Genomic DNA, 25,079 nt, shown 5'->3' on the forward strand with positions numbered 1-25,079 from the left:
GTGAAGGAGATCTGGGTGAGCGCGGTCCCGGCAGAGGCAGCAATCCCCCTCGACGACGTGATCGAGGCGGTGGCCGAAACACTCGACATCGCGCCCGCGACGGTCGGCGCGGACATCCCGCTGATGGCGTTGGGCTTGGAGTCGTTCACCGCGGTGCGGTTGCGGCGGCTGCTGCTGGACACCACCGGGGTCACCCTCGCGCTGACCGACTTCCTCGACCAGGCCACGGCCCGGTCCGTCGCCACCGCCCTCGATGACCGGGCACGGCAGGACGATCCGGAACCGCGCGACGAGACCTTCCCGCTCACGCCCATCCAGACCGCGTACTGGGTGGGACGCGATCCGGCGTTTCCGCTCGGCGGCGTGGCCACCTTCTACTACCGGGAGTTCGAGCGCGACACACCGCCCGGCGAGGACGAGGCCGCTCTGCTGGGTGCCGCGTGGAACACGCTGGTGGAGCGCCATTCCGCACTGCGCATGGTCGTCGACGCGGATGCCAACGGCCGGGTACTGGCCAAGGTGCCGCCCTACCGGATCCCGGTGACGGACCTGAGGACACTACCCGATCACGACGCCGCGCGGGTCTCGGCCGAGCTGCGCGCCGAGTGGTCGCACCAGACCCGGCCCACCGGCTGCTGGCCGTTGTTCGACCTGCATGTCGTGCTACTGCCCGGAAAGCGCACGCGGGTGTGTGTCGGTGTGGACGTGCTGGCGCTCGACCTCGCGGGCTGGATGCAGATCATGACGGAATGGGGTGCCCTGGTGGCCGACGCCGCCTCCGCGCTGCCCGAACCCGGCACCACGTTCGCCGAGCTGGCGCGCCGTCGGGCCGCGCGCCGGCCTGGCCCGGAAACCGAACGCGCCGGCCGTTACTGGGCCGACCGCACCCTGCCGCCGGGCCCGGCCCTGCCCACGGTCACGGATGTCGCCACGATCAGCGCGCACCGGTTCAGCAGGCGCGCCACCGAGTTGGACGCCGCCCGGTGGGCGGCGGTCAAGAAGACGGCCTCCTCGCATGGGGTCAGCCCGACGGCGTTGCTGCTCGCCGCGTACGGACTCACCCTCACCCGCTGGGGTGCCACCGCGGCTTTCTGTCTCAACACCACCCTGTTCGACCGGCCGGATGATCCCGAGCTGGCGCATGTGGTCGGCGACTTCACCTCCACGGTGCTTGTGCAGATGCCTGTGTGGGAACCGAAAACCGGCTTCGGTGCCTACGTACGCGCTGTCAACGAGCAGTTCTGGTCCGATATGGACAATCGCGAGGTGGACGGGATGCAGGCCGCCCGGCGGAATCCTGCCTCGCTCGGCGCGCCGGCGCATCCCGTGGTGTTCACCAGCGGCCTCGGCCTTTCACCCGGCGGCGACGACCCAGCGGGGTGGCTCGGCACCGAGGTGTTCGGCATCTCGCAGACGCCTCAGGTCCTGCTCGACCACATCGTCTACGAGGAGGGCGGCCGCCTTCGCGTGTGCTGGGACAGCGTAGACGGCGCCTATCCCGCGGGTCTCGTCGACGGCATGGCCGACGCGCATCTACGGCTGCTGACCACGCTGGCCGATCACCCGGACCGCTGGTCGGACCCGACACTGGGCTGGATCCCCACTTTCACGCCGCACGCCACGTTGGACGCCGCGCCGTTCGGCGAGGCGGGCCCGCTGCTGGACGACCCGCTGCGCGCCGCCGCACGGGAGGATCCGGACGCGCCGGCGCTCTTGGCCGCCGAATCCGCGTTCAGCCACGGCGAACTCCTCCGCGCGGCCGAGGCGATCGGGCACGGGCTCACCGCGGCAGGCGTCGGCCCGGGAGACCTCGTCGCGGTATCGGCGCCCAAGGGCCCTGCCCAGATCGTGGCGATGCTCGGGGTGTCCGCGAGCGGTGCGGGCTACGTCCCGGTCGAACCGGCCTGGCCTGCCGAGCGCGTCGCCTCGGTGTGCGCGCAGGCCGGGATCGGCCACGCGCTCGTCACCGACGACGTCGAGCTGAGCTGGCCCGGCACCGTCGAGGTCCACCCCGTCGTCCTGGACGCCGCGGCCGGCACCGCCGGTCAGGCGAACCGTCCCGCGCCGGACGACCTCGCGTACGTGATCTTCACTTCCGGTTCCACGGGCAAGCCGAAGGGTGTGGCGATCGAGCACCGCGCGGCCCGCACCACGATCGACGACCTCGTCGACCGGTTCCCCCTCACCCGCGACGACCGGATGCTCGCTCTCTCGGCGTTCAGCTTCGACCTGTCCGTGCACGACGTGTTCGGCGTGCTCGGCGCCGGCGGGGCACTCGTCCTGCCAAGCGCCGACCGCCAGCGCGACCCCGGGCACTGGCTCGAGCTCATGGCCCAGCACCGCGTGACGTTGTGGAACACCGCACCCGCGCTGCTGGAAATGCTCGTCGAATACGCCGAGATCGATCCCGGCCTCGCCGACCGCGCGCTGCGGTCGCTGCGGCTGGTCTTCCTTTCCGCCGACTGGATTCCCGTGACGCTGCCCGATCGGTTGCGCGCCCTCGCACCGCACGTCGAGATCGTCAGCCTCGGCGGCGCGACCGAGGCGTCGATCTGGTCGATCTGCTACCCGATCGGCGACGTCGATCCGGCCTGGCGCAGCATTCCCTACGGCCGCGCGCTACGCGGGCAGAGCTTCGACATCCTCGACCCGGCGGGCCTTCCGGTGCCGGTCGGTGTGCCGGGCGAACTGCACATCGGCGGCGACGGCCTGGCCCGTGGCTACATCGGCGACCCGGAGCAGACCGCGCAACGGTTCGTGCGGCATCCGGTACTGGACCGCAGGCTCTACCGGACCGGGGATCTCGGGCGGTGGCGTCACGACGGCACGATCGAATTCCTCGGCCGCGTCGACCGGCAGGTCAAGATCCGCGGGCACCGCATCGAACTCGGCGAGATCGAGTCCGTGCTCGACCGCGCGGACGGCGTCCGCAAATCCGTGGCGATGTCCGTTCCCGGTCCCGACGACCGGCCGCGGCTGGTCGCCTTCCTCGTCCCGGCGGACACCGGGCGAACCCCGGACACCGCGGAACTCGCGGCACACCTGCGGACCAGGGTCCCCGAGTACATGGTGCCATCGCGGTTCACCGTGCTCGACCGGTTCCCGGTGACGGCGAACGGCAAGATCGATTACGCCGCCCTGCCCACCCCCTACCGTCGCACCGAACCCACCACCGCCACCAAACCGTCCACAGTGGACCAAGAGGAACCCGGCACCCCGCGGACCTGGCTTACCGAGGCCCTGACGCGCGCAGCAGGCCTGGGGCTCGAGGTGTCCCTGACCGTCTCCCCCGGCACACTCACCCCGGCCGACGCACTGGCCTCGGCCGCGGAATGGAGCCGCCGTACCAGGGCGGCGTCCGCGGCCCACGGCATCGACCTCGAGGAACGGCTCAGCGCGGACGGCCTCTTGAACCTCGCCCTTCCCTCGTCCACAAAGGACGCCGCGCCTACCCCGAACGCCGCGGTGGCACCACCCGAACCCGAGCGACGAGAAGCAGCACCGGTGGCCGCCAGCCCCGAGCTGGAGGAAACCGTGTTGGGGGTGTTCCGGTCCCTGCTCGGCTCCGGTGTCGACGCCACGACCGCGTTCTTCGAGCTCGGTGCCACTTCCCTGACACTGGTGCTGGCGCACCGGCAGCTCGTCGCGCACGGATTCGACACGCTGACCGTGGTCGACCTGTTCGGTCACCCCTCCGTCCGCGCGCTCGCGGCGTTCCTGGCACCGCGCCAGAGCCCGTCGCCCGTCGAAGCGTCGGCACCTCCGGCACCGCGTGGACGCCGCGCCGCCCGGCAGCAGGCCGAGCAGGTCGCCCGATGATCGCGATCACCGGACTCGCCTGCCGTTTCCCCGGCGCGGTGGACGCCGCCGCGTTCTGGGACCTGCTGCTGGCAGGCCGCAGCGGCCTCACCCGGTTCGGCCCGGACGAACTGCGCGCGGCCGGGGTGGCCGAGGACCTGGCCACCGCGCCCGGGTACGTCCCGGTCGGTGGGCTCATCGACGGCCAGGACATGTTCGATCCCGAACCGTTCGGGCTCACCGACGCCGAAGCCGCGCTGATGGACCCGCAGCAACGACTGTTCCTTCAAATGTCCTGGCAGGCCCTGGAGCAGGCGGGCCATGGCGGCGGCATCGGCGCGGGCACCGTCGGCGTCTACGCGGGCGCGTCGCAAAGCGCCTACCTGGCCAGCAATCTCGGCAGGCGCTGGGATCCGACCGGCGGCGGAGCCGATCCGGTCGGAAGTCTGCGCACGGCGATGGCCACGCACGGCGACTACCTGCCCCTGCAGGTCGCGTACCGGCTGAACCTGACCGGGCCCGCGATGTCGATCACCAGCACCTGTTCGAGCTCGCTGGTCGCGGTGCACATGGCGACCCAGGCACTGCTGGCCGAGGAATGCGACACCGCGCTCGCGGGCGGGGCCTCGCTCATCGTGCCGCAAGGGCACGGCTATCTCCACGTGCCGGACGGGATCTACGCCGAAGACGGCGTCGTCCGGCCCTACAGCGCGGACGGCACCGGAATCGTCTACACCCAGGGCGTCGGCGCGGTCGTGCTGCGGCGACTGTCCGACGCGCTGGCCGACGGCGACCCCGTGCTCGCGGTCCTGCACGGCTCGGCGGTCAACAACGACGGGGCGGTCAAGGCGGGATTCACCGCGCCGTCTCCGCGTGGCCAGGCCCGGGTCATCGCGGAAGCGCAGACGGTCGCGGGCGTCGCGCCACGCCAGGTCGGCTACGTCGAGGGCCACGGCACCGCGACGGCGCTCGGCGACCCCATCGAGGTCTCGGCCCTGCGCACCGTGTTCGGGCCGAGCGACCAGCCGTGGTGCGGGCTCGGCTCGGTCAAGGCGAACATCGGTCACGCCAACACCGCCGCCGGGATCGCGTCGCTGATCAAGACCGTGCTCGCGCGGTCCCACGGCGTGCTTCCCCCGGCGCCGCATTCGGAGCCGGTCAACCCGCGGCTCGGACTGGAGGGTTCCGCCTTCGCGCTCTCCGGTGATGCCCGGCCGTGGCCCGCGGACGCGGAGTTCGCGGGCGTCAGCTCCTTCGGTATCGGCGGCACCAACTGCCACGTCGTGCTCGGCCCCGCACCGGCGCGGCCACTGTCCACACCGGACGAACGGCCGCAGATCCTCGTCGTGTCCGGGCAGACCGACGCCGCCACCCGCCAAGCGGCCCGCGATCTGAGTGAGCACCTCCCCGGCCTCAAGGACTCCGCCGACCTCGCGGACCTGGCACACACGCTGGACGAGGGCCGGACCCAGCACAGCAGGCGCATCGCCGTCGTCTGCGCGCCCGCCCGGATCGACGCCGCCGCGGCCGCCCTGCGTGAAGCGCGGCCTGTACAGGCTTCCCGCCCCCGGGTGATCTTCGCGTTCCCGGGAGCGGGAAGCCAGTACCCGGGCATGGGATCGGCGCTCTACGCGAGCGAACCGGTGTTCGCCCGGACGGTCGACACCTGCGCCGAGCTGCTGCTTCCCTTGACCGGTCACGACATCCGACACGTGCTCGACGGCCGTGAGCACCAGGTCCGGGACGCGGCGGTCGGGCTGCCCGCGTTGTTCGCGGTGTCGCTGGCCACCGCGCGGTTGCTGGAGTCGTGGGAGGTCCGGCCGGACGTCGTGCTGGGGCACAGCCTCGGCGAGTACACCGCCGCCGTGGTGTCGGGAGGGCTCGCCCTGCCGGACGCCGCCCGGCTGGTGGCGGTGCGCTGCACCGAGGTGTCGCGTGCCGCCGGCGGCGGGGCGATGCTGTCGCTGGACCTCGCCGACGTCTCCGGTCTGCTGGCGGCACATCCGGATGTCGACCTCGCCGCGCTGAACGGGCCCGCCGGATCCGTGGTGTCCGGTCCGGCCGACGCCATCACGGCGCTGGAAGCCGAAGCGATCGCCGCGGGAATCCGGTGCCGACGGCTGCACGTGGACACGGCGCTGCATTCCCGGCTCGTCGACCCCGCGATCCCCGCCGTCCGTGCCGCGGCGGCGAAGCTCGCCGCCACCGCCCCGGAAATCCCCATGGTCAGCACGCTCACCGGTACCACGATCACCGATGAACTCGGGACGGCCGAACACTGGGCGCGGCAGCTGCGGGACCCCGTCGTGTTCTCCCCAGCCCTGCGGGCCGCGCTCGATCCGGCGCCGGCCGTACTGGTCCAGGTCGGTCCCGGCAGCAGCCTGGTGACGCTGGCCCGTGCACACGGCGACCCGGCGCTACTCGATTCGGCCATCACGCTCGACCACGACCGTGCCGACCTCGAAGGCGAATCCGTTCGCACCGCCGTCGCCCGGTTGTGGGCACACGGCGGGGAGATCAGACTCGGTGCGCAACGCCGCGGTCAGCGTGCGCGGGTCGCGGCGCCCGGGTACGCCTTCCAGCCCCGCCGGCTCTGGATCGACCCACCTGCCGGGCCGGTGACGCCCGCCCGTGCTCCCGGGCTCCTCCGGCTACCCCGGTGGCGTCAGCTTCCCCCGCTCTCCGGTACGACGCCGGCGGGCCGCTTCCTGCTGGCCGCCGATTCCCCGTCACCGGTGGCCGAAACACCCGGTATGTCCACAGTGGAGGATCACGAACCCGGAACACCCATCGACGGTGTCGTCGTGCTGACCGCCCCCGGGCAGGACGTGAGCGAGGTCGTCCTGGCACACGCCGAGCTCGCGAGGAAGCTCAGCGGGATGACCGTGCCGAAGCTGCTGGCGGTCACGTTCGGCGCGGACCGGGTCGAAAGCCTCGACGCGGTGACGAGCGGCGCCGCCGCGGCCCGTGCGCTCAGCCGCGTCCTGGCCCAGGAACATCGCGGGATCCGGTGGCGCACGGTGGATCTTCCCCCTGCCACTGACCCGGACCTCGCGGCGAAAGCGATACTGGACGAACTCGCGGATCTCGTCCGGTCGCCGGACGAACGCGGCGGGCAGATCGCCTGGCGATCCGGCGTCCGCTGGCAACGGGACATCGAGCCCTGGCCGCTCACCCCGCCGTCCACGATCGTCCAGGGACCGCGGCGAGCCGTCGTGTCCGGTGGTCTCGGTGACGTCGGACTCGTCGTCGCTGAACGCCTCGCCCGGCGTGGCGCCGCGGTCGTGATCACCTCGCGGCGCCCGGTCGCCGACGTGCCCGACGCGGCCCGGACCCTCGACGCGCTGAAAGCCGACGGCCTCGACATCCGGACCAGGACGCTCGACGCGTCCGATGTGGACGGTTGGCGCGGCCTGCTCGCCGAACACGAGCCCGACGTGATCGTGCACGCCGCCGGAGCGGCCGCCACCACCCGCGCCGTTCCGCTTCGCGACATCACGCCGGACCAGGTCACCGCGCAGCTGCGGGGCAAGGTCGGTGGTGCACGGGCACTCCAGGCGGCCATCGACGCGCTGCCCGAGGCGTCCAGGCCCGGCCTGGTGGTACTGATGTCCTCGGCCGCCACGCTGGTCGGCGGGATCGGCACCGGCCCGTACGCGGCGGCCAACGCCGCGCTCGACGCGCTCGCGACCGCCAACATCGGCTGGACGAGCGTCGTCTGGGACGGCTGGAGTGTCGGGCCCGGCGGCGCGGACCGGGAAGTGGCCCTGCGCGACGCGCTCGACGCCGCGACCGGCGGCCGGGCCTTCGACCTGGTGCTCGACCGGCATCTCGCCGGATCCGTGCCGCCGGTCGTCGCGGTGTCCCGCACGGAGCTCACCGAACGCATGGCCGCCGCGGCGTACACCGCACCGGGCGAGCAGGGTGACGTCGGCAGGTTCGCCGACCCACTGCAGGAGCGGATCGCACGGCTGTGGAGCGACCTCTTCGGCGTCGCGGTCACCTCGTCGGACGCGGACTTCTTCGCCCTGGGCGGCCATTCCCTGCTGGCGACCGGCATGCTCGCCGCCCTCACCCAGGACCACGGCGTCCGGCTACGGCTGGCCGATCTGCTCGCCGCCCCGACCGTGGCCGGGCTGGCGAACCTGCTGCGAGCACGCGAGGTCACTCCCCCATCGCCCCGGACTCCGGTTCCCGTGACCGCGGCCGAGCCCGAATCCTTTCCGCTGACCCGGGTCCAGCACGCGTACTGGATCGGCCGCGACGGCGGCTACCGCTGGGGCGACGTGCCGTGTCACTTCTTCCTCGAGTACGACTGTGCCGAGCTGGACCTGGCGCGCTACGAGGACGCGTGGAACAAGGTGATCGCCCGGCACCCGATGCTGCGTTCCATCGTGGACTCGCAGGGCCAGGCGCGGGTGCTGCGCGACCTGCCGCGGTACCGGATCCGCACCCATGATCTGCGTTCACTGTCCGAAGTGGACCGCGACCGTCGCCTTTCGGCCATCCGCGATCGCGTCAGTCTCAAGCCCGGCCCCGCCGACCGCTGGCCGCTGTTCACGGTCCAAGCGGCCCTGCTGCCCGACGGCCGGACCCGCTTGTTCCTCGGCGTGGACGTGCTCATCTGCGACGCCGCGAGCTGGTGGATCGTCGATCGTGACCTGCACGCCTGCTACACCGACCCCACCCGCGTGCTCGAGCCGGTCGGGATCCACCCCGCCGACTGCGTCCAGGCGCTCGAAGCGCGACGCGACGGAGCGGACGGTGCCCGCGCCGCCGAGTACTGGCGTGCCCGGCTGACGGCGATCCCCGAGGCACCGCCCATCCCCGTCGACGAGGACACCACCGCGGCCCGCTTCGTCCGGCACGCCGCGACACTCGACGCCGCGAGCTGGGACCGGTTGCGGCGGCTCGCCGCCGAGCACCGCGTCACCCCCACCGCCGTCCTGCTCACCGTGTACACCGACGTGCTCGCGGCCTGGTCGGGCCGGGACACGTTCAGTGTGATGCTCACGCTGTTCGACCGGCCGGACATCCACCCGGACGTCCCGAACGTCGTCGGCGACTTCACCTCCCTTGTCCTGCACGCGACCGAGGAGGCGGGCTTCGGCACCTTCGCCGAACGGGCCCGCCGCACCCAGCGGCGGCTGTTCGACGACCTCGACCACCGCGAGTTCTCGGCGCTGGACGTGCTCGCGGAGAAGTCCAGCACCCAGGGCGAGGTCGCCGCCGTGCCCGTCGTGTTCACCAGCGCGCTCGGGCTGACCGAGGTCATCGGCGCCGACCACGACCCGCGCTGGATCGGCCGGAAGGTCGCCGCGCTGAGCCAGACCCCGCAGACCCTGCTCGACCACCAGGTGCTCGAAGAGGGCGGTGAACTGCTGCTTCAGTGGGATGTCCTCGACCCCGTGGTTCCGCCCGGGCAGGTCGCCACCGCGATCGCCGACCACGTCGAACGGGTCAGGCGGCTCGCCGACGATCCGGCGTCGTGGACCGGCGGATCGGGGACGCCGGTGGAGGACGCCGACATCGCGTTACTGCTTCGAGAGGGCGTTCCGGACGGCCGGACGCTGTTCCTGCTGCACCCCTCCGGCGGGGACGTGCTGTGCTACACGGAGCTGTCCCGGCTGATCGACGGAGAGACCACCGTCGTCGCCCTGACCGATCCCGGCCTGTCCGGTGGCGACGCGCCGGACAGCGTGGACGCACTGGCCGCGCTATACCTCGGTGTCATCCGCCGCCACCAGCCCGACGGCCCGTATCTGCTGGGCGGCTGGTCGATGGGCGGCGATCTGGCCCAGCGCGTGGCCTGCCTGCTGCACGAGACCGGCGAGCGCACCGAACTGCTGGTACTGCTGGATTCCAACGAGCCGAGTCACATCACCGATGTCCAGGGCGGCGCCGCCGAGATCCGCCGCCGTTACCTCGCGTCGCTGGCGGGCTATCTCGACACGGAACTCGTCGCCGCCCAGGAGCCCACTCAGTCCGAAGTGGACACTGTGTTGGGGGCGCACGGATTGCTTCGCGCGGGCACCAGCGCCGCCGCACGCGTCGAGGTGTTCGCGCGGCACCTGCGAGGGCTGGCCGCCTACCGGCCACCGCGGCTCGGCGATCCGGGAACCCGTACCCTGATCGTCAAGGCGGGGCGGCGATCTCCGGTCAACTCCGGTATCGGCATGGGCGTCGACGACGTCCCCGGCGATCCCGCCGACCTCGGCTGGACACCCCTCCTCACCCGGCCGCCCACTACGTCCACAGTGGACGCACACCACTACGCCCTGCTGCGCGGCGAAACGGTCGTCGCGATCGCGGCGCTGATCAACGACGAACTCACCCACCTCGAAAGGCCGACCCCTTGACCCGCGTTTCCCGCCGCCTCGCCCTCCTGGCCGCGGCCACCCTGACAGCCACCGCCTGCACCTCGGGCAACGCCACCCCGGCTTCGGGGGATCTCCTGCGCTACGCGGCGGTCGGCTCGGCGGCCACCGCGAGCAACGACCCGCACGGCGGACTCGGCAACGAATCCGACGCGCTGCGGTTCGCCCTGCTCTACGACGTGCTCACCGTCGCGGGCCCCGACGGCACCACGGCGCCCCGGTTGGCCACTGCGTGGGAACCGGACGCCTCGCAGACACGATGGAAGATCACCCTGCGCGCGGACGCCACGTTCAGCGACGGCAGGAAGGTGCACGCCGCCGACGCGTTGTACTCGCTGCGCCGGATGCAGGCCAAGGCGGCCGAGAACTACGGCCGGATGGCGATGTTCGATCTGGACGCCTCCCGCGCGATCGACGCGTCGACGCTGGAACTGCGCACGCGGACGGCGTTCGCGGCGGTGCCGGAAGCACTGCAGTCGGCGACCTTCGTGGTGCCCGAAGGCACGACGGACTTCAGCACGCCCGCGCCGGGGTCCGGGCCGTACCGGATGACCGGTGGTGACCCCGCCAACGCCGTCCTCGAACGCAACGACGGCTGGTGGGGAACGAAACCGCCGACGAAGCGGATCGAGATCCGCGCGCTGGCCGACCCGCAGGCACGCGCGGACGCGGTCCGTTCGGGGCAGGCCGACGTCGCGGGCAGTGTCAGCCCGGCCGCGGCCACGCAGGCCGAACGCGCCGGGACACAGGTGGTCCGCCGTCCCGCGGTCATCACTTACCCCGTGGTGATGCGGCTCGACCGGGCGCCGTTCGACAAGCCCCAGGTGCGCGAAGCCGTCAAGCTCGCCACCGACCGGCAGCAACTCACCGACACCGTGTTCGGCACCTACGGCAAGGTCGGCAACGACCTGCTCACCCCGGCCGATCCGAGCAGTCCTCAGCTCCCCCAACGGGTTCGCGATCTCGACCGGGCCCGCGCGCTGATGGCCGAAGCCGGGTTCCCGGGCGGCGCGGACGTCACGCTGCACACCACGACCGCCTACCCCGGGATGGACTCCACCGCGACGCTGCTCGCCCAGCAGCTCGCGCCGATCGGCCTCAAGGTCACCGTGAAGGTCGATCCGCCGGAGAGTTTCTGGACGAAGACCTACGCGCAGGCCGACTTCTACGTCAGCTACCTCGGCGGGATCGGCTTCCTCGACGTGTCCCGCATCGCGCTGCGCGCGGCCTCGCCCACCAACGAGACCGCGTGGAACCGCCCTGACTGGGAACGCGACCTCGACGCCGCGCTCGCCGACCCCGACACCAAGCGTCGCACCCAGTCTTTCGGTGTCCTGCAAGGGAAACTTCGGGACGAGGGCGGCTACCTCGTCTGGGGAGTCGGGGACGGGCTCGACCTGTCCCGTCCCGGCGTCGGCGGCTTGCCGACCGGGCCTGGGTTCGCGCGGCTGTTCATCGACCAGGTCCGGATCACCGCGTGAGCGCTCGTTCGTCGTTGGCCCGTACGGGGAGCCTCGTGCTGGTGCGGGCCGCCGCGACCGCCGTCGTGGTCTCGGCCGTGGTGTTCGCCGCGGTCAATGCCCTGCCTTCGGACGCGGCCGAGACCCGGACCGGGAACCGCGCGGACGCGGAAACCCTGCGGCAGCTGCGGGAAACCCTCGGACTGGACGCACCGCTGTGGCAGCGCTGGGGACAGTGGGCCGCGGCGATCCTGCGCGGTGATTGGGGACGTTCGCTCGTCACCGACCGGCCGGTGGCCGATTTGCTGCTGCCCCGGCTCGAAGCCACGGCCGTGCTCACGGCGGCGGCGGTGCTGCTCGCGCTGCCGCTCATGTTCGCGCTCGGCTGGGCCATCGGCGGCAGCAGGCCCGGCTGGGCACGGAGGTGGGCCGCGCTGAGCACGACCGTCTCGTCGATCCCGCAGGTCGTCGTGGTCGCCGGTCTCGTCCTCGTCCTCAGCGCACTGCTCGGGTGGCTGCCACCGGTGTCACTGCTGCTGCCCGGCGGGTCGCCGCTGGACCGGCCGGACCTGCTGGTGCTGCCGTCGCTCGCGCTCGCCCTGCCCGCCGCGGCGTGGGGCGGCGGACTGCTCGGTGGCGCCGTCGCGGACGCCTGCGCGGCACCCCACGTCCGTGACGCCGTGGCGCGGGGGGTCACCGGCCTGCGACTGCACGTCCGGCACGTGCTGCCGTTCGTGCTGTCCCCCGCGATCCGCGCGGCCGCGACGCTGACCGCCGGCACCGTCACCGCGGCGGCCGTCGTCGAAACCATGCTCGGTTACCAGGGGCTGGGCGAATTACTCGTCACCGCGGTCGCCGGCCGGGACACACCGGTCGTCGCGGCGGTCGGGTTGATCGGCGCGCTGATCGTCGTCGCGGGCACCGCACTGGCGGACCTCGCGGCCACGGCCGCCGATGTCCGGCGGGAACGGCGATGAAGACCGGCTGGTTCACCGCGGCGGCGCTCGCGGTCGTCACGCTCGCCGGAGGCCTGCTGGCACCACGGGATCCGGCGGCCGTCTCGGGTGCGCCGTTCACGCCACCTGGGCTCGGCCACCTGCTGGGCACCGACGTGCTGGGCCGGGACGTGCTGTCGCGGTCGCTGGCGGGCGGGGCGGGCCTGGTGCTGCTCGCGGCCGTGGCGGGGGCGCTCGCCTGCGTGGCGGGTGTCGCCGGTGGACTGGTCGCGGGCTGGAATGACGGCCTGCCGGGGAGGCTGATCACCGGACTCGCCGATGTCCTCGTGGCGCTGCCACTGCTGCTGGTCGCGCTCGTGCTCGCGGTGGCCGTGCCCGGTCCGGTCGCGGTCGTCGTGGCCACGGTGTGCGGCGGAGCACCCCTGACGACGCAGATCGTCCGCGACACCACCCGCCGGACCCGTGCAGCGGGCTGGGCCGACGCCGCTCGCGGCCGGGGCGAGAACACCACGGTGCTGCTGGTGCGGGAGATGGCCCCGGCCATGGCCGGGCTGATCGTGGCCGAGGCGGGGTTGCGGTTCGTGCTCGGGCTGCAACTGGCCTGCACGATGACGCTGCTCGGGTTCGGTGCCCAGCCGCCCGAGCCGGACTGGGCGCTGATGTTGCGCGAAAACCTGCCAGGGGCCGCGGACAACCCCGCCGCCGTGGCCACGCCGGCGCTCCTGCTCGCGGCGCTGGCCTGTCTGGTCACGTGGGCGCTGCGGGCACGCCGCCGGGAACCGGTGACGGCATGACCCCGGCGGAGCTGACCGTGCGCGGCTTGACCGTCCACAACGGACTCGGCCATGCCGTGCTCGACGACGTCAGCCTGGACGTGCCCGCGAACACCGTGGTGGCCGTGACCGGCCCGTCCGGCAGCGGGAAGACGACGCTGCTGCGGACGATCCTCGACGTCCTGCCGCCCGGGCTGCGCAGGGTGGACGGCGAAATCACGTGGGACAGCTCATCGGTGCCGCCAGGCCGCTCGTCGGCCGCTTGGCGACGCCGGGCCACCGGCCTTCTCGGCCAGGACCCGGCGGGCACCATGAATCCTCTGTGGACGGTTGAGCGCCTGGTGTCCGAATCGGGTGGGAGCCAAGTCGACGAGGCGCTGCTCACCGCCGGACTGGACCCCGCCACGGTCCGGACGAAACGGCCGCATCAGCTCTCCGGCGGGCAGGCTCAGCGAGTCGCCCTCGCCCGCGCGATCGCCGGTCGTCCCCCGCTTCTGCTGCTCGACGAACCGACCAGCGCGCTGGACGCGGACGCCGTCCGCCGCGTGGCCGGCGTGGTCCGCCGACGTCGCGACGAAGGTATCGGCGCCACCCTGATGATCTCGCACGACCGTGAGTTCGTGGCCGCGCTGGCCGATCGCGTGGTCGATCTCGGCTCGCCGCCGCTCGTCCTGCCTTCGTCGCCCGCACGACCGCCGACCACCGAAGCAGTCCTCACGGTGTCCGCAGTGGGCATCGAGCGACCCGTATCTCTGGTCCGTGACGCGACGTTCACTGTGCACGGTGGCGAACTGGTCGCGCTCGTCGGCGCGTCGGGTAGCGGGAAGACGACGTTGTTGCGGGCACTGGCGGGACTTCACGATGTCCACACCGGACAGATCATCCTGGACGGCCGTCCGCTGCCGTCGCTTCGGACCCGAGACAGGGACCAGCTGCGCGCGATCCAGTACCTGGCTCAAGATCCGCTCGACGCCCTCAACCCCGCACACCGGGCGGTCGCCGCGATCGCCCGCCCCGCCCGGGTCCTGCGCGGATTCTCCCGTCACCAGGCCCGTTCGGCGGCGGAGGAGCTCCTGACCGCCGTCGGGCTCGACCCCGCGACCGGACGACGACGTCCCGGCGCGCTGTCCGGCGGCCAGCGGCAACGTGTCGTCCTCGCCCGCGCGCTCGCCACCCGGCCGCGGCTGCTGCTCGCCGACGAACCGACGTCGGCACTCGACGACGAGACCGCCGAGACCGTGCTCGGGCTGCTGGCCCGTCACCGAGCCGACGGTATGGCCGTCCTGGCCGCCACCCACGACCCCCGCGTCGTCCGCCACGCGGACCGAGTCCTGCGGCTGCACGACAGCCTGCTCGCCGAAACCGCGGTGAACCCGCGCGACGAAGGAGGAATCACCCTGTGCCCGAACCGCTGACCAGGCCCGACACCACACTCTTCGCCACGGCGGCGGCGAAGCTGCGCGCCCACCCGTGGATCGGCCATGCCGAGCCCACGGACTCGGGCGTACGGATCCATCCCGCCGCGCATTTGCTCGCGACGACGCCGGCGCCGGGCGCGCTCGTCACCGAGTACCTCGAGCACTGGAGCGAGGTCTACCAGCTGACCTATGGCGCCGCTCCCCGCGATGTCCCCGGGGACCTCGACCTCAGTGGCTGGCGGGCTTCCGACACCGGCGAACCGCTGCCCACCGTCCATATGCGACAGTGGGTGGAGCGCACCGTCGACCTCATCGCGGGCCTGCGGCCGAAGTGGATACTGGAGCTGGGTTGCGGCACCGGCATGCTCCTGCACCGGCTCGCTCCCCTCGTCCAGGGCTATGTCGGCACCGACGTCGTCGCCGACTCCGTCCGCCCGCTCCCCTCCGTACCCGGCACCGTCAGGACCGTGCGCGCGGCCGCCCACGAAACGGACGCTCCCGTGGTGTCCTCCGCGATGACCACCGCCGGCTTCCCCGCCGCCGGGCCCGACTGCGTGGTGCTCAACTCCGTCACCCAGTGCTTCCCCGACACCGGCTATCTGGACGCGGTAGTGCGCGCGGCCGTGCGCACGGTGGCCCCGGGCGGGTATGTGGTGATCGGCGACAACCGGCACGCGGGGCTGCACACCGAGTTCAGCACGTGGGTCGAACAGCGGCGCGGCGCCGGTCCCGAACTCGGCGACCGTGCCGCGGCCAGGGCCGCGAGGGACGAGGAACTGCTGTTCGACCCCGTCGCGCTGGCGCGGATCGCCACCAAGGCCGGTGCCGACGCCGGGCGCGAGATCCGGATCGCGACATTTCCCAAGCTCCTCGACGCGGATTCGGAGTTGACCCGCTACCGCTTCGACTGCGTTCTCGCGGTCGATCCGGCCTTTCCGTCGACCGATCCCCGCCCATTGCGCTGGTCGGACGTCGCGGACCGGCTGGACACCGTGCTCGACGGCTCCGGCGTCCGGATCCCGGACATTCCCAACGGCGCGCTCCCCGACGCGCCGGGATCGTCGATCACCGCCGCCCGGTTGGCCACGCTGGTGGCACGGAACGACGCCCGCGTGACGCTGGCCGCCCACGATCCCCGGCTGCTCGAGGTGGTGTCCCCCGCCTCGGCTGCCTGGCGCCCGGCCGCCGAAGTCGCCGCCCTGCCCGGCGGGAACACCCACGAACCCTTGCGGCGCTTCACCCTGCAGCGGATGCGTGCCACGGCCCGCGCCTGTTTGCGCGACCTGCCCGACGCCCACGGTGTCACCGTGGAGGTCGACCCCGCTCCGCATCCGGCGAGCACGTCGTGATCGCCGCGGAACCCTGCCACCGGACCGGTCTGGCCGCCATCGACGGCGTCGACCTCGCGGCCCTGCCCGAGGCGATGCGCGGGCTGGACGACGCGGCGACGGACACCATGGCGGCCACGCTCCGCCGGGCGGGGCTGTTCCGGCCTGGCGTCAGCCACCGCCCCGAGCAGATCCTCCAGCGGCTGCGGGTCGCCGAACGGCACCGCTGGATCGTCCGCGGCTGGCTGCGTGCCCTGATCGGCCACGGGAAGCTGCGCGCGTCGGAAGACGGCACCGTGCTGCGTGACCTCGCCCCCGCACCCGCGCATCCCGCGCCGCTGGCCGAATTGTGCGCACGGCTGGGCTATCCAGCCGAGGTGAGCGGGTTCTTCGACGCCGCCGCGGCGCGGCTACCCGAGCTGCTACGCGACGAAGTCACCCTGCAGTCCGTGCTCTTCGGGACCGACAGCATGGCGACCGCGGACGGTGTCTACCGCGAGAACGTGATCAACAGCTACCTCAACGCGGCCCTCGTGGAGGTCCTCCGTACGGAATCGCCCGCGACGCCGCGCATCCTGGAACTCGGCGCGGGTGTCGGGGCCACCGCGATCCCCGTCCTGAGTGGACTGACCGGCGACCTCGACTACCTGTTCACCGACGTGTCCCGTTATTTCCTCGACAGCGCCGAAAAGATCCTGGCGCACGACGAGCGGGTGCGGTTCGGCGAACTCGACATCAACGACCCCTGCACGCACTTGGTCGAGCCGGAATCCTGTGACGCCGTGATCGCGGCGAACGTCCTGCACAACGCCGTCGACGTCCGTGCCGTTCTCACCACGGTGCGGTCCTGGCTGCGGCCCGGCGGGCTGCTGCTCGTCGTCGAATCCTGTGGCGACCTCCTCCAGGCCGCGGTCTCCATGCAGTTCCTGATGTCCCCGGCACCCGGTCGTCCCGCCGCGGGCTCGGCGGATCTGCGCGCCGGGAGCGACCGGATCTTCCTCACCCGCGACGAATGGCTCGGCGAATTCCGCCACGCGGGCCTGCGGCCACTGCTGGACCTGCCCCGTCACGACCACCCGCTCAGCACACTCGGCCAGTCGCTGCTGGTCGCCACCCCATCGGAACCTGGAGCACTCTCATGACCACCACCCTTGACCACCGGGAGCCCCTGGCCGAGATCTGGGGCAAGCTGCTCGGGCTCGACCCCGCCGAGGTCCCGCACGACGCGGGTTTCCTCACCCTCGGCGGCGATTCCGTGCTCGCCGTGCGCATGTCCGCGCAGGTCCGCAAGCAGCTCGGCGTCGTGCTCGCGCTGTCCGACATCCGCGTCGAGATCACCCTCACCGAGCTCGCCGAGCTGATCGCCCGACGCGCCACCGGCGGCGGCCGGGCCCTGCCCGTGGAGGTCGCCAAGCGCGCCGACCCGGACGAGCCGTTCCCCCTGCTTCCCCTGCAGCAGGGGTACTTCGTCGGCCAGCAGGACGGCTGGGAACTGTCCTACCCGTCGGCGCACCACTATGTCGACATCGGACTGTCCGAAGTGGATCCCGACGACGCACCGGAAGCGCTGCAGGACGCGCTGCGTCGCCTGGTCGTGCACCAGCCGACGCTGCGGGCCCGCGTGCTGCCCGACGGACGGCAGCGGATCCTTCCCGCCGACGATCCGGCCACTGTGCCCGGCCTCGTCGTCACCGACCTTCGCGGCGTCCCGGCCGATGACGTCGCACGCTCACTGGCCTCCCTGCGGCACGAGATGAGCACGAACGGTCCCAATCCCGGCGAAGGCCCGGGGATCGACATCCGGCTGACACTGCTCGACGACGGCAACGCGCGGCTGCACTGCGCGGTGAGCCTGCTCATCATCGACGGCTGGTCGTCCAATGTGTTCTATCGCGACCTGTTCGCACTGGTCGCCGACTGGAACGCCACCCTCGCACCGCTGGAGGTCGACTACGGCGACTACGTGACGTCGGTTCGGCGGCTGCCCGGCACCGCGGCGTGGGAGGCCGACCGCGACTGGTGGTTCGACCGGCTCCCCGGTTTCGGGCAGCCACCCGCGCTGCCGCTGCGTCTCGACCCCGCCGAGGCGCGTCCCGATCTCATGGCCACGACGCAGCAGACGCTGGACGCGCCGACCTGGGCCGCCGTGCGAGCACAGTGCGCCGCGCACGGCGTCACCCCCTCCGCGGCCGTGTTCACCGCCTACGCGTGCGTTCTCGCCCGTGCCGCCGGGCATCGCGTCATGCTGCTGAACTCCTTGCAGCTCAACCGGTTGCCCCTGCATCAGGACGTGCACCGCATCATCGGCGCGTTCGCGTCGACCATGCTGATCCCCGTCGAGCTGGACGCTTCGGCTTCCTTCGCCGATCTCGCGCTGGCCTGTCAGCGTCAGTTCGGCGACGCCGCCGCGCACAACCTCGTCAGCGGTGTCGAGGTGTCCCGTGAGCTGGGCAGGCACCGCGGCACACACCGGCCGGTGGCGCCCGTGGTCTTCCAAAGCACCCTCGGCATGGACGCGGCGATGGGCCAGCGGCTGCCCGGGGACGCCGGGCCGCTCGGGGTGATCGACATGCACGACCACCACCAGCAGCTGCGCACCCCGCAGGTCGCGCTCGAAGTCCGGCTGTTCGAACTCGACGACACCATGACCGCGGTGTTCTCCTACGTCGAGGAGATCTTCGAACCCGGCCTCATCACCGGCATGTTCGCCGAGCTGCTCGACCACGTCCGGACGCTCGCCGAGCCGCGTACCTGGGACTCGCCCGTGCCGCTGCCCGGCCGGGAACATCCCGATCCCGCTCCGGACACCCTGGTACTGGGCCGGTATGCGCGGTCCGACGCGGCGGAGGCCGAGGAATCCGGCCCCGCGCGTGACGACGTGGAACGCCGGATCGCCGCGCTGTGGCAGGAAATCCTCGACGTCGCGGAAGTCGACCGGGCCGGGAACTTCTTCACGATGGGCGGGGACTCGCTGCTCGCCGTGCGCGCACTGGCCCGCGTCGCCCGCGAGACCGGCACCGCGGTGAGCGTCCGTGACTTCCTCGCCTCACCGACCATCGCGAGTGTGGCCGCCCGGATCCGCGCCGCACGGCCACATTCGACGTGAACCGGCCGCTAGGCCTGTTCCGCGCCGGCCAGTCCGGCGCGGAACAGGCCCTGCTCCAGCCAGACCGCCGCGCGCACTCCGTCGGCGGCGGCCTGGCTGACCAGCGTCAACGCGTCCGGCAGCGCGGGCAGCCTCGCCAGGTCTCCCGCCGCGGACACCCCGGGCACTGTGGTGGCCTGGAACTCGTCGACCCGGACACAGCCGTCCTCGAAGATCTCGCAGCCGAGGTCGGCGGCGAACGGCGCGCCCTGGCGCGTCGGGGCTCGGTGGAACAGTGCCTCGCGGCGCACGACCTCGCCCCCCGCCAGATGGACCTCCACCGCGTCCAGCTCACCGGCGACCCGCTCGACGCGGTCCGTCCGCACCGGGATCCCCGCCTTGTCCAAGCGGGCCAGCGCTTCGGCGGGCAGCTCGTGCGCGCCGTCGGTCAGCACCACGACGTCCTTGCCGAACCGGTCGGCGACGTACAGCCCGAGCATCACCTGCGGCACGTCACGGCCGAGTACGGCGAGGGTCTTGCCGGTGGTCTCGTAACCGTGGCAGAACGGGCAGTGGAACACGCACTTGCCGAACCGCTCGGCCAGTCCCGGGATGTCCCAGGGCTCGTCCACCTGCCCGGTGGCGAGCACGAGCCGCCGTGCCCGCTCGACGCGGCCGTCCGCCAGCTCCACGCGGAAATCGTCCAGTTCCCCGGAAACCGCCGTCACCCGCGCGGTTTCCAGCCGGACCGCTTCGTAGCCGGACAGTTCTTCCCGGCCGGCACGCAGCAGCTCCGCCGGGGAGAACCCGTCCCGGCTCAGGAACATGTGCACGCCGTCGGAGGGAGCGTTCCGCGGCTGCCCCGCGTCGAGCACCAGCGTCGAACGTCTTTGCCTGCCCAGCACTTGCGCGGCACTCAACCCCGCGGCCCCGCCGCCGATCACGATGACATCGAACACGGTCACACTCCCTCAACCCAGATCCTGATAATGACTATCACTATCAGAAATAGCCTGGGTGGTCGACGCCCCCACTCAGAAAGGTCCTGGCAATGACCATCGCGATCCTCGGCGGCTACGGCGCCGTCGGCGCCACCGCGGCCCGCCGGCTCGTCGCCCACGGCGACAACCCGATCCGCATCGGCGGCCGAAATCTTCGCTCCGCGTCCGCGTTGTGCGAAGAACTCGGCGAAAACGCTTCAGCGCACGCCGTCGATCTGACCGACAGCCGTTCCCTGGCCACCTTTTGCGCCGGAGCCACCGTCGTCCTCAACTGCGCCGGGCCCTCGTACCGTGTCCTCGACACCGTTGCACTCGCCGCCCGCGCCGCGGGCGCCCACTACGTCGACGTCGCCGGAGACCAGCCGTTGTTCCGCCGGCTCGGTGCGCTGCCGCCGTCCGATCGCCTCGCCGTCATCTCGGCCGGCGTCATGCCCGGCCTGACCGCGATCCTGCCCCGGGGGCTACTCGGCGACAATCCCGCACGCACCGGCATCGACCTGCACGTCGGTGGCCCCGTCCGGATCACGCCGGTCTCAGCGCAGGACATCCTGCTGGCCACCGGACCCGACTTCGGCACGCCGCTGGCATCGTGGCGCGACGGCGAAGTCGTCCGCGGATCCATGAGTCCACAATGGAATGTCAGCCTCGCCCACTTCGGCCCCGCTGTGCACGCCCTGCCCTATCTGACCACTGAATCCGCGGACTTCGCACGCCACCAGGGCATCGGTGAGGTCCGGAGCTACTCGGTGTACGTGTCCGAACGGATCCCGACCACACTGGCCACCGCCTGGGCCGAATCTCCCGACGACCCCACCACCTGGGCCGAAGAGCTCGCCAAGGCCGCGACCGAAGACCTCTCCGAACACACACCCCGCTACACGATCCTCGTGCAACGGCGCGACCTCGACCAGCGGAACCCGCCGGCCTGGCGGCTGCTCCAGACCACCGACCCGTACACCTTGAGCGGTGTCGTCGCCGCGCTCACCGTCAACGCCGTCCTCACGAGCACGTCGACCGGGATCCATCCGGCATGGCAGTTCCTCGATCCGCAGGAGACCTGGACCGCCTTGGCCGCCGACCCGCTTTGTCACACCGAAACACACGGCCTGGCTCGTCCGGCGCCACAGCTCAAAGCTTGACCATCAGGACTTCCCTCCGGAGGACAAGGCGGCGGTCGCGGGCACGGGTTTGTCCGTCTCGTCGTAGAAGTCGCCGATCAGTTCCTCAAGCAGGTCCTCGAGCGCGGCGATGCCGACCACGCGATCCTCGCTGTCGGCGACCAGCGCGAACTGAGCACGGTCGGCGCGCATCGCGGTGACCGCGAGCGCGACGGGCAAGTCCGCGCGGAGGGTGAGGGCGTCCGCCATCAGGTCGCGAGCAGTCGCCTCGCGGCCCGCGGCGGTGGCGCGCACGGCTTCGCGGATGTGGACCAGCCCGACGTACCGGCCGCGCAGGTCGGTCACCGGGAAACGGGAACGCCCGGATTCCCGGCTGAGGCGCTCGATCGCTCGCACACTGCTGTGCTCGCTGACGGTCAGCGTCTCTCCGATCGGCACCATCACCTGTGCCACGGTGGTGTTCTGCAGTTGCAGCATCCGAGTCAGCATCCGCTGCTGAGCCTCGGGGATCAGGCCGTGCTCACCGGACTGGCGGACCAGCAGGCGCAGGTCGTCCGGGCGATGAGCCTGGGCGAGTTCATCCTTCGGCTGGACCTTTCCCCAGCGCAGCACCGTGTTGGTCACCCCGTTGAGTCCACTCAGGACCCAGCGGACCGAGTGCGCGAACGCCCGGAACGGCAGCGCCAGCAGCACCGCGGACTGCTCGGGGTGGGCGATCGCCCAGGACTTCGGAGCCATCTCACCGACCACCATGTGCAGGAACACCACCAGCACCAGGCTGATCGTGAACGCGATCGCGTACGACACACCCGACGGCAGACCGGTCAGGCCCAGCAGCGGATCGAGCAGGTCGGCGACGGCGGGTTTGGCCAGTGCGCCCAAACCCAAGGTGCACAAGGTGATACCCAGCTGCGCACCGGCCAGCATCAGGGACAGCTCGCGCATTCCCGCCAGCGCCGCGCGAGCGGCACGGCTGCCTTCCGCGCGTTGTTCGAGCCGGTGCCGTTTCGCGGCGATGAGCGCGAACTCGGCGGCCACGAAGAACGCGTTCGCCACGAGCAACAGCAGTGAGATCAGCAACGACCACGTGGTACTCATCGCGCTTCCTCCCGGCTCGCGACGGGAACGCTGAGCAGGACGCTCGCGGGGACGTTGCGCGTGACCCCGGCGACCCGCAGCCGCACACCGTCGATCTCGATTTCGTCGCCCGTCCGCGCGATCCGGCCAAGCCGGCTCATCAGCAGTCCAGAGACGGTGTCGTAATCGTCGCCCTCGGGCAGTTCGACCCCGGTGACGTCCGCGACCTCGTCGAGGCGTATCCGGCCGGGCATCCGCCATTCCCCGTCACCCGCGGCTTCGATGCCTTCTTCCACCAGGTCGTCCTCGTCGAGGATGTCACCGACGAGTTCCTCGGCCAGATCCTCCAGCGACACCACGCCGGCGAAGCCGCCGAATTCGTCGACCACACAGGCCAGCTGGCGATGCTCGGCGCGGAGACGCTCCAGGACCGAAGGCAACGGCAGCGACGACGGCACGACCAGCGCGGGCGAGGCGATCTCCCCGACCGGGGTGCTCGCACGCTTGTCCGGTGCCACGGCCAGGACCTCGGCCAAGCCGGCCACACCCCGCAGGTCGTCCAGGTCCTCGCCGTACACCGGGAACCGGGAATGTCCGGTGTCCAGCATTTCCACGACGCGCACGGCCGGTTCCCCGGCTTGGATCGCGTGCACCGAGACGCGCGGGGTCATGGCCTGTTCCGCGACCAGGTCCCGGAACCCGAGTCCGTGTTCGAGCAATGTGGACAGTTCGGCGTCCAGATGTCCCTGGCCGCTCGCTTCGGCGATGATCTGACGGAGATCCTCCGGCGTGGCGCCCTGCGGCAGCTCTTCCACCGGTTCGATCCCGATCGTGCGCAGCAGCCGGTTCGCCGCCGCGTCGAACAGCCGGATCACGGGGCCGACGACCTTCAGATACATCAGCGTCGACGCGGCGAGCGCCTTCGCCAGCTGTTCGGGACGGGCGATCGCGAAGTTCTTCGGCAGCAGCTCGCCCAGCACCATCTGCACCACGGTGGCGAAGATCAGCGCCAGGGCCATCGACATCGACACCGTGGCGGCCTGCGGCAACCCAGTCAGGCCGAGCAGATCGGTCAATCCCGTTCCCAGCAAGGGTTCCGCGACGTAGCCGGCGAGCAGGGCGGTCACGGTGATCCCGAATTGCGCGCCGGAGAGCATGAACGACAACCGCTGGGTCACCATGACCGCTCGCGCGGCGGCCTTGTCGCCGTTCTCCGCCATCTGCCGCAACCGGCCCCGGTCCACAGCCATGTACGCGAATTCCTGGGCCACGAAATAGCCCGTGGCGACCGTGAGCAACACGATCGCCAGCAATCCGGTGAAGATCAACACGGCGCACCCGCCGCGGACCTGAGAGAAATGTTCAGCCGGGTCGTCTCACCCGGCCGCGTACTGCAACTGTCTATGTCGGAGCCGTCCAAATCGGCATCATCAGGCATAGTTCACACTAGCACGTGCGACTGTATGGTTGCGCTGTCCCGGAGGAGGTGGCGTCATGGCCGAAGGCCTGCTGAAAATCGGCGAACTCGCCACCCGGGCAGGGGTCAGCACCCGGACCGTGGACTACTACACCGGCTTGGGACTGATCGCCCCCGCCGAACGCAGCACGGGCAACTTCCGGCTGTACAACGCCACCGACGTCGACCGCATCCAGCTGGTACAACGCCTGGAACTCCAGGGAGTTCCCTTGGACGAGATCGCGGCCGCGCTCACCGGCCGGCAGGCCGACGTCGCGGCGATCCTCGCCCTCGTCGACGTCGATCTGCGCGCCCTCCACGCCGCCGCCGAGACCGCCTCCCCCGAAATGCAGGGCTTACTCGCGGCGATCGCCGCCCGGGTCCACTCGCTGATCACCATCGCCCTGCAGATCCCGCCGGACCTGTTGCTGCCCTGACGGCCGCCCACCACACCCTCGACACTGACATGATGGCCGCGAACTTTCGGGCGGAGCCATCACGACGCGCATGCAGACGAGGGAGTCGCGGTGACGATCTTCGGTACCGACTTGCCGGTCTCGCTCTGGACCGGCGCCGCGCTCGTCCTCGGGGCCGGTCTCAGCGTGCTTGCCGCACCGAGGCTGGCCGCCCGAACCGGGTGGCCGCCCGAACCGGGTGGCACAAGAACGCGCTACTGGCCGCGCTCTTGCTGCTCACCGGTTCGCTGGCGGTTTCCCTCACTCCAGGGGCCGAGTCGCACCGCGGCGACTTCCATCGCTGCCTGCCAGGCGAATCCCCCTACCTGGTGCACGGAACGCTGCATTCGACCGGCGGGCTCGTCGGTGTCGTCACCAGCCTGCTCGCGTTGTTGCCTGCCACCTGTTTCGCGGTGTTGGCCACGAGACGTGTCCGGGCGACCGCTATCGCGGCCTTCGTGATTCCGATGATCGTCGAGAGCGCCCAGACGATGATTCCCGGCAGGCATTGCAGCGCCCCCGATCTGACCTTGAAGATCGCCGGTGGCCTCCTCGGAGTCGGGATCGGCTACCTCCTGCTGCACCGCAGGGACCGCCACGGATCCGAGAGCCCGCGGTCCGGCCGTCCGACTTGGCTGCACCCACCCATCTGACGTCGTGTCATTCCTTCGTCGCCGAGGCGGCCCGTTCCCAGGCCGGCTTGCGCAGCAGCCGTAGTCCGTTGAGGCCGACGATGACCGTGGACCCTTCATGCCCGGCCACGCCGAGTGGCAGGGG

At 71.6% G+C, this 25,079-nt stretch carries 15 protein-coding genes; 12 read left to right on the forward strand and 3 right to left on the reverse strand.

The genetic code is table 11. The features are described from left to right. Positions 1-15: 15 nt before the first annotated feature. From AC069H_RS41630 to AC069H_RS41670, 9 genes are read left to right on the forward strand one after another with little or no spacing between them, the layout of a single operon-like run. The gene (locus tag AC069H_RS41630) at positions 16-3,819 is read left to right on the forward strand and encodes a non-ribosomal peptide synthetase (protein WP_478236000.1); all 3,804 of its coding nucleotides are present in this window, start codon (positions 16-18) and stop codon (positions 3,817-3,819) included. Next, positions 3,816-10,157 (forward strand): SDR family NAD(P)-dependent oxidoreductase, encoded by a 6,342-nt coding sequence (locus AC069H_RS41635; RefSeq protein WP_478236001.1) that lies wholly within the window; start codon positions 3,816-3,818, stop codon positions 10,155-10,157. Before AC069H_RS41630 ends, AC069H_RS41635 begins: the two co-directional genes overlap by 4 nt. Beyond that, the gene (locus AC069H_RS41640) at positions 10,154-11,656 is read left to right on the forward strand and encodes an ABC transporter substrate-binding protein (RefSeq protein WP_478236002.1); all 1,503 of its coding nucleotides are present in this window, start codon (positions 10,154-10,156) and stop codon (positions 11,654-11,656) included. Before AC069H_RS41635 ends, AC069H_RS41640 begins: the two co-directional genes overlap by 4 nt. Continuing rightward, the gene (locus tag AC069H_RS41645) at positions 11,653-12,612 is read left to right on the forward strand and encodes an ABC transporter permease subunit (RefSeq protein WP_478236003.1); all 960 of its coding nucleotides are present in this window, start codon (positions 11,653-11,655) and stop codon (positions 12,610-12,612) included. The genes AC069H_RS41640 and AC069H_RS41645 overlap by 4 nt, the downstream gene beginning before the upstream one ends. Further along, positions 12,609-13,385, forward strand: a complete 777-nt coding sequence (locus AC069H_RS41650; RefSeq protein ID WP_478236004.1) for an ABC transporter permease subunit — start codon at positions 12,609-12,611, stop codon at positions 13,383-13,385. Before AC069H_RS41645 ends, AC069H_RS41650 begins: the two co-directional genes overlap by 4 nt. Then, positions 13,382-14,779, forward strand: a complete 1,398-nt coding sequence (locus AC069H_RS41655) for an ABC transporter ATP-binding protein (protein WP_478236005.1) — start codon at positions 13,382-13,384, stop codon at positions 14,777-14,779. Before AC069H_RS41650 ends, AC069H_RS41655 begins: the two co-directional genes overlap by 4 nt. Then, a complete protein-coding gene (locus AC069H_RS41660; RefSeq protein WP_478236006.1) occupies positions 14,764-16,131 on the forward strand; it encodes a class I SAM-dependent methyltransferase in 1,368 nt (455 codons plus the stop codon). Before AC069H_RS41655 ends, AC069H_RS41660 begins: the two co-directional genes overlap by 16 nt. Beyond that, positions 16,128-17,252, forward strand: a complete 1,125-nt coding sequence (locus AC069H_RS41665) for a class I SAM-dependent methyltransferase (protein WP_478236007.1) — start codon at positions 16,128-16,130, stop codon at positions 17,250-17,252. Before AC069H_RS41660 ends, AC069H_RS41665 begins: the two co-directional genes overlap by 4 nt. Next, positions 17,249-19,216 (forward strand): condensation domain-containing protein, encoded by a 1,968-nt coding sequence (locus AC069H_RS41670; RefSeq protein WP_478236008.1) that lies wholly within the window; start codon positions 17,249-17,251, stop codon positions 19,214-19,216. Before AC069H_RS41665 ends, AC069H_RS41670 begins: the two co-directional genes overlap by 4 nt. A gap of 8 nt (positions 19,217-19,224) precedes the next feature. On the opposite strand, the gene AC069H_RS41675 is transcribed toward AC069H_RS41670, so the two are convergent. Continuing rightward, a complete protein-coding gene (locus tag AC069H_RS41675) occupies positions 19,225-20,154 on the reverse strand; it encodes an NAD(P)/FAD-dependent oxidoreductase (protein ID WP_478229943.1) in 930 nt (309 codons plus the stop codon). Positions 20,155-20,246: 92 nt separating this feature from the next. Here AC069H_RS41675 and AC069H_RS41680 point away from each other — a divergent pair, with 92 nt between their 5' ends. Further along, entirely contained in the window at positions 20,247-21,335 is a 1,089-nt protein-coding gene (locus AC069H_RS41680) for a saccharopine dehydrogenase NADP-binding domain-containing protein (protein WP_478236009.1), read from the forward strand. Positions 21,336-21,338: 3 nt separating this feature from the next. On the opposite strand, the gene AC069H_RS41685 is transcribed toward AC069H_RS41680, so the two are convergent. Beyond that, complete coding sequence (locus AC069H_RS41685) at positions 21,339-22,412, reverse strand: hemolysin family protein (protein ID WP_478236010.1); 1,074 nt, start codon at positions 22,410-22,412, stop codon at positions 21,339-21,341. Beyond that, the gene (locus AC069H_RS41690) at positions 22,409-23,722 is read right to left on the reverse strand and encodes a hemolysin family protein (RefSeq protein ID WP_478236011.1); all 1,314 of its coding nucleotides are present in this window, start codon (positions 23,720-23,722) and stop codon (positions 22,409-22,411) included. Before AC069H_RS41690 ends, AC069H_RS41685 begins: the two co-directional genes overlap by 4 nt. Positions 23,723-23,885: 163 nt before the next feature. Between AC069H_RS41690 and AC069H_RS41695 the strand changes: the two genes are divergently transcribed. Both AC069H_RS41695 and AC069H_RS41700 read left to right on the forward strand, forming a co-directional pair. Further along, a complete protein-coding gene (locus tag AC069H_RS41695; RefSeq protein WP_478236012.1) occupies positions 23,886-24,284 on the forward strand; it encodes a MerR family transcriptional regulator in 399 nt (132 codons plus the stop codon). Between the two features lie 200 nt (positions 24,285-24,484). After that, positions 24,485-24,955: a VanZ family protein gene (locus AC069H_RS41700; RefSeq protein ID WP_478236013.1), complete on the forward strand. Its 471-nt coding sequence runs from the start codon at positions 24,485-24,487 to the stop codon at positions 24,953-24,955. Positions 24,956-25,079 lie beyond the last annotated feature (124 nt).

Source organism: Amycolatopsis sp. NPDC043887, from assembly GCF_056435665.1.

Excerpts from the sequence above, each read along its gene's own strand:
- AC069H_RS41670 (WP_478236008.1), top strand. The coding sequence starts at position 17,249 with ATGACCACCACCCTTGACCACCGGGAGCCCCTGGCCGAGATCTGGGGC.
- AC069H_RS41685 (WP_478236010.1), bottom strand. The coding sequence starts at position 22,412 with ATGAGTACCACGTGGTCGTTGCTGATCTCACTGCTGTTGCTCGTGGCG.
- AC069H_RS41635 (WP_478236001.1), top strand. The coding sequence starts at position 3,816 with ATGATCGCGATCACCGGACTCGCCTGCCGTTTCCCCGGCGCGGTGGAC.
- AC069H_RS41650 (WP_478236004.1), top strand. The coding sequence starts at position 12,609 with ATGAAGACCGGCTGGTTCACCGCGGCGGCGCTCGCGGTCGTCACGCTC.
- AC069H_RS41680 (WP_478236009.1), top strand. The coding sequence starts at position 20,247 with ATGACCATCGCGATCCTCGGCGGCTACGGCGCCGTCGGCGCCACCGCG.
- AC069H_RS41695 (WP_478236012.1), top strand. The coding sequence starts at position 23,886 with ATGGCCGAAGGCCTGCTGAAAATCGGCGAACTCGCCACCCGGGCAGGG.
- AC069H_RS41655 (WP_478236005.1), top strand. The coding sequence starts at position 13,382 with ATGACCCCGGCGGAGCTGACCGTGCGCGGCTTGACCGTCCACAACGGA.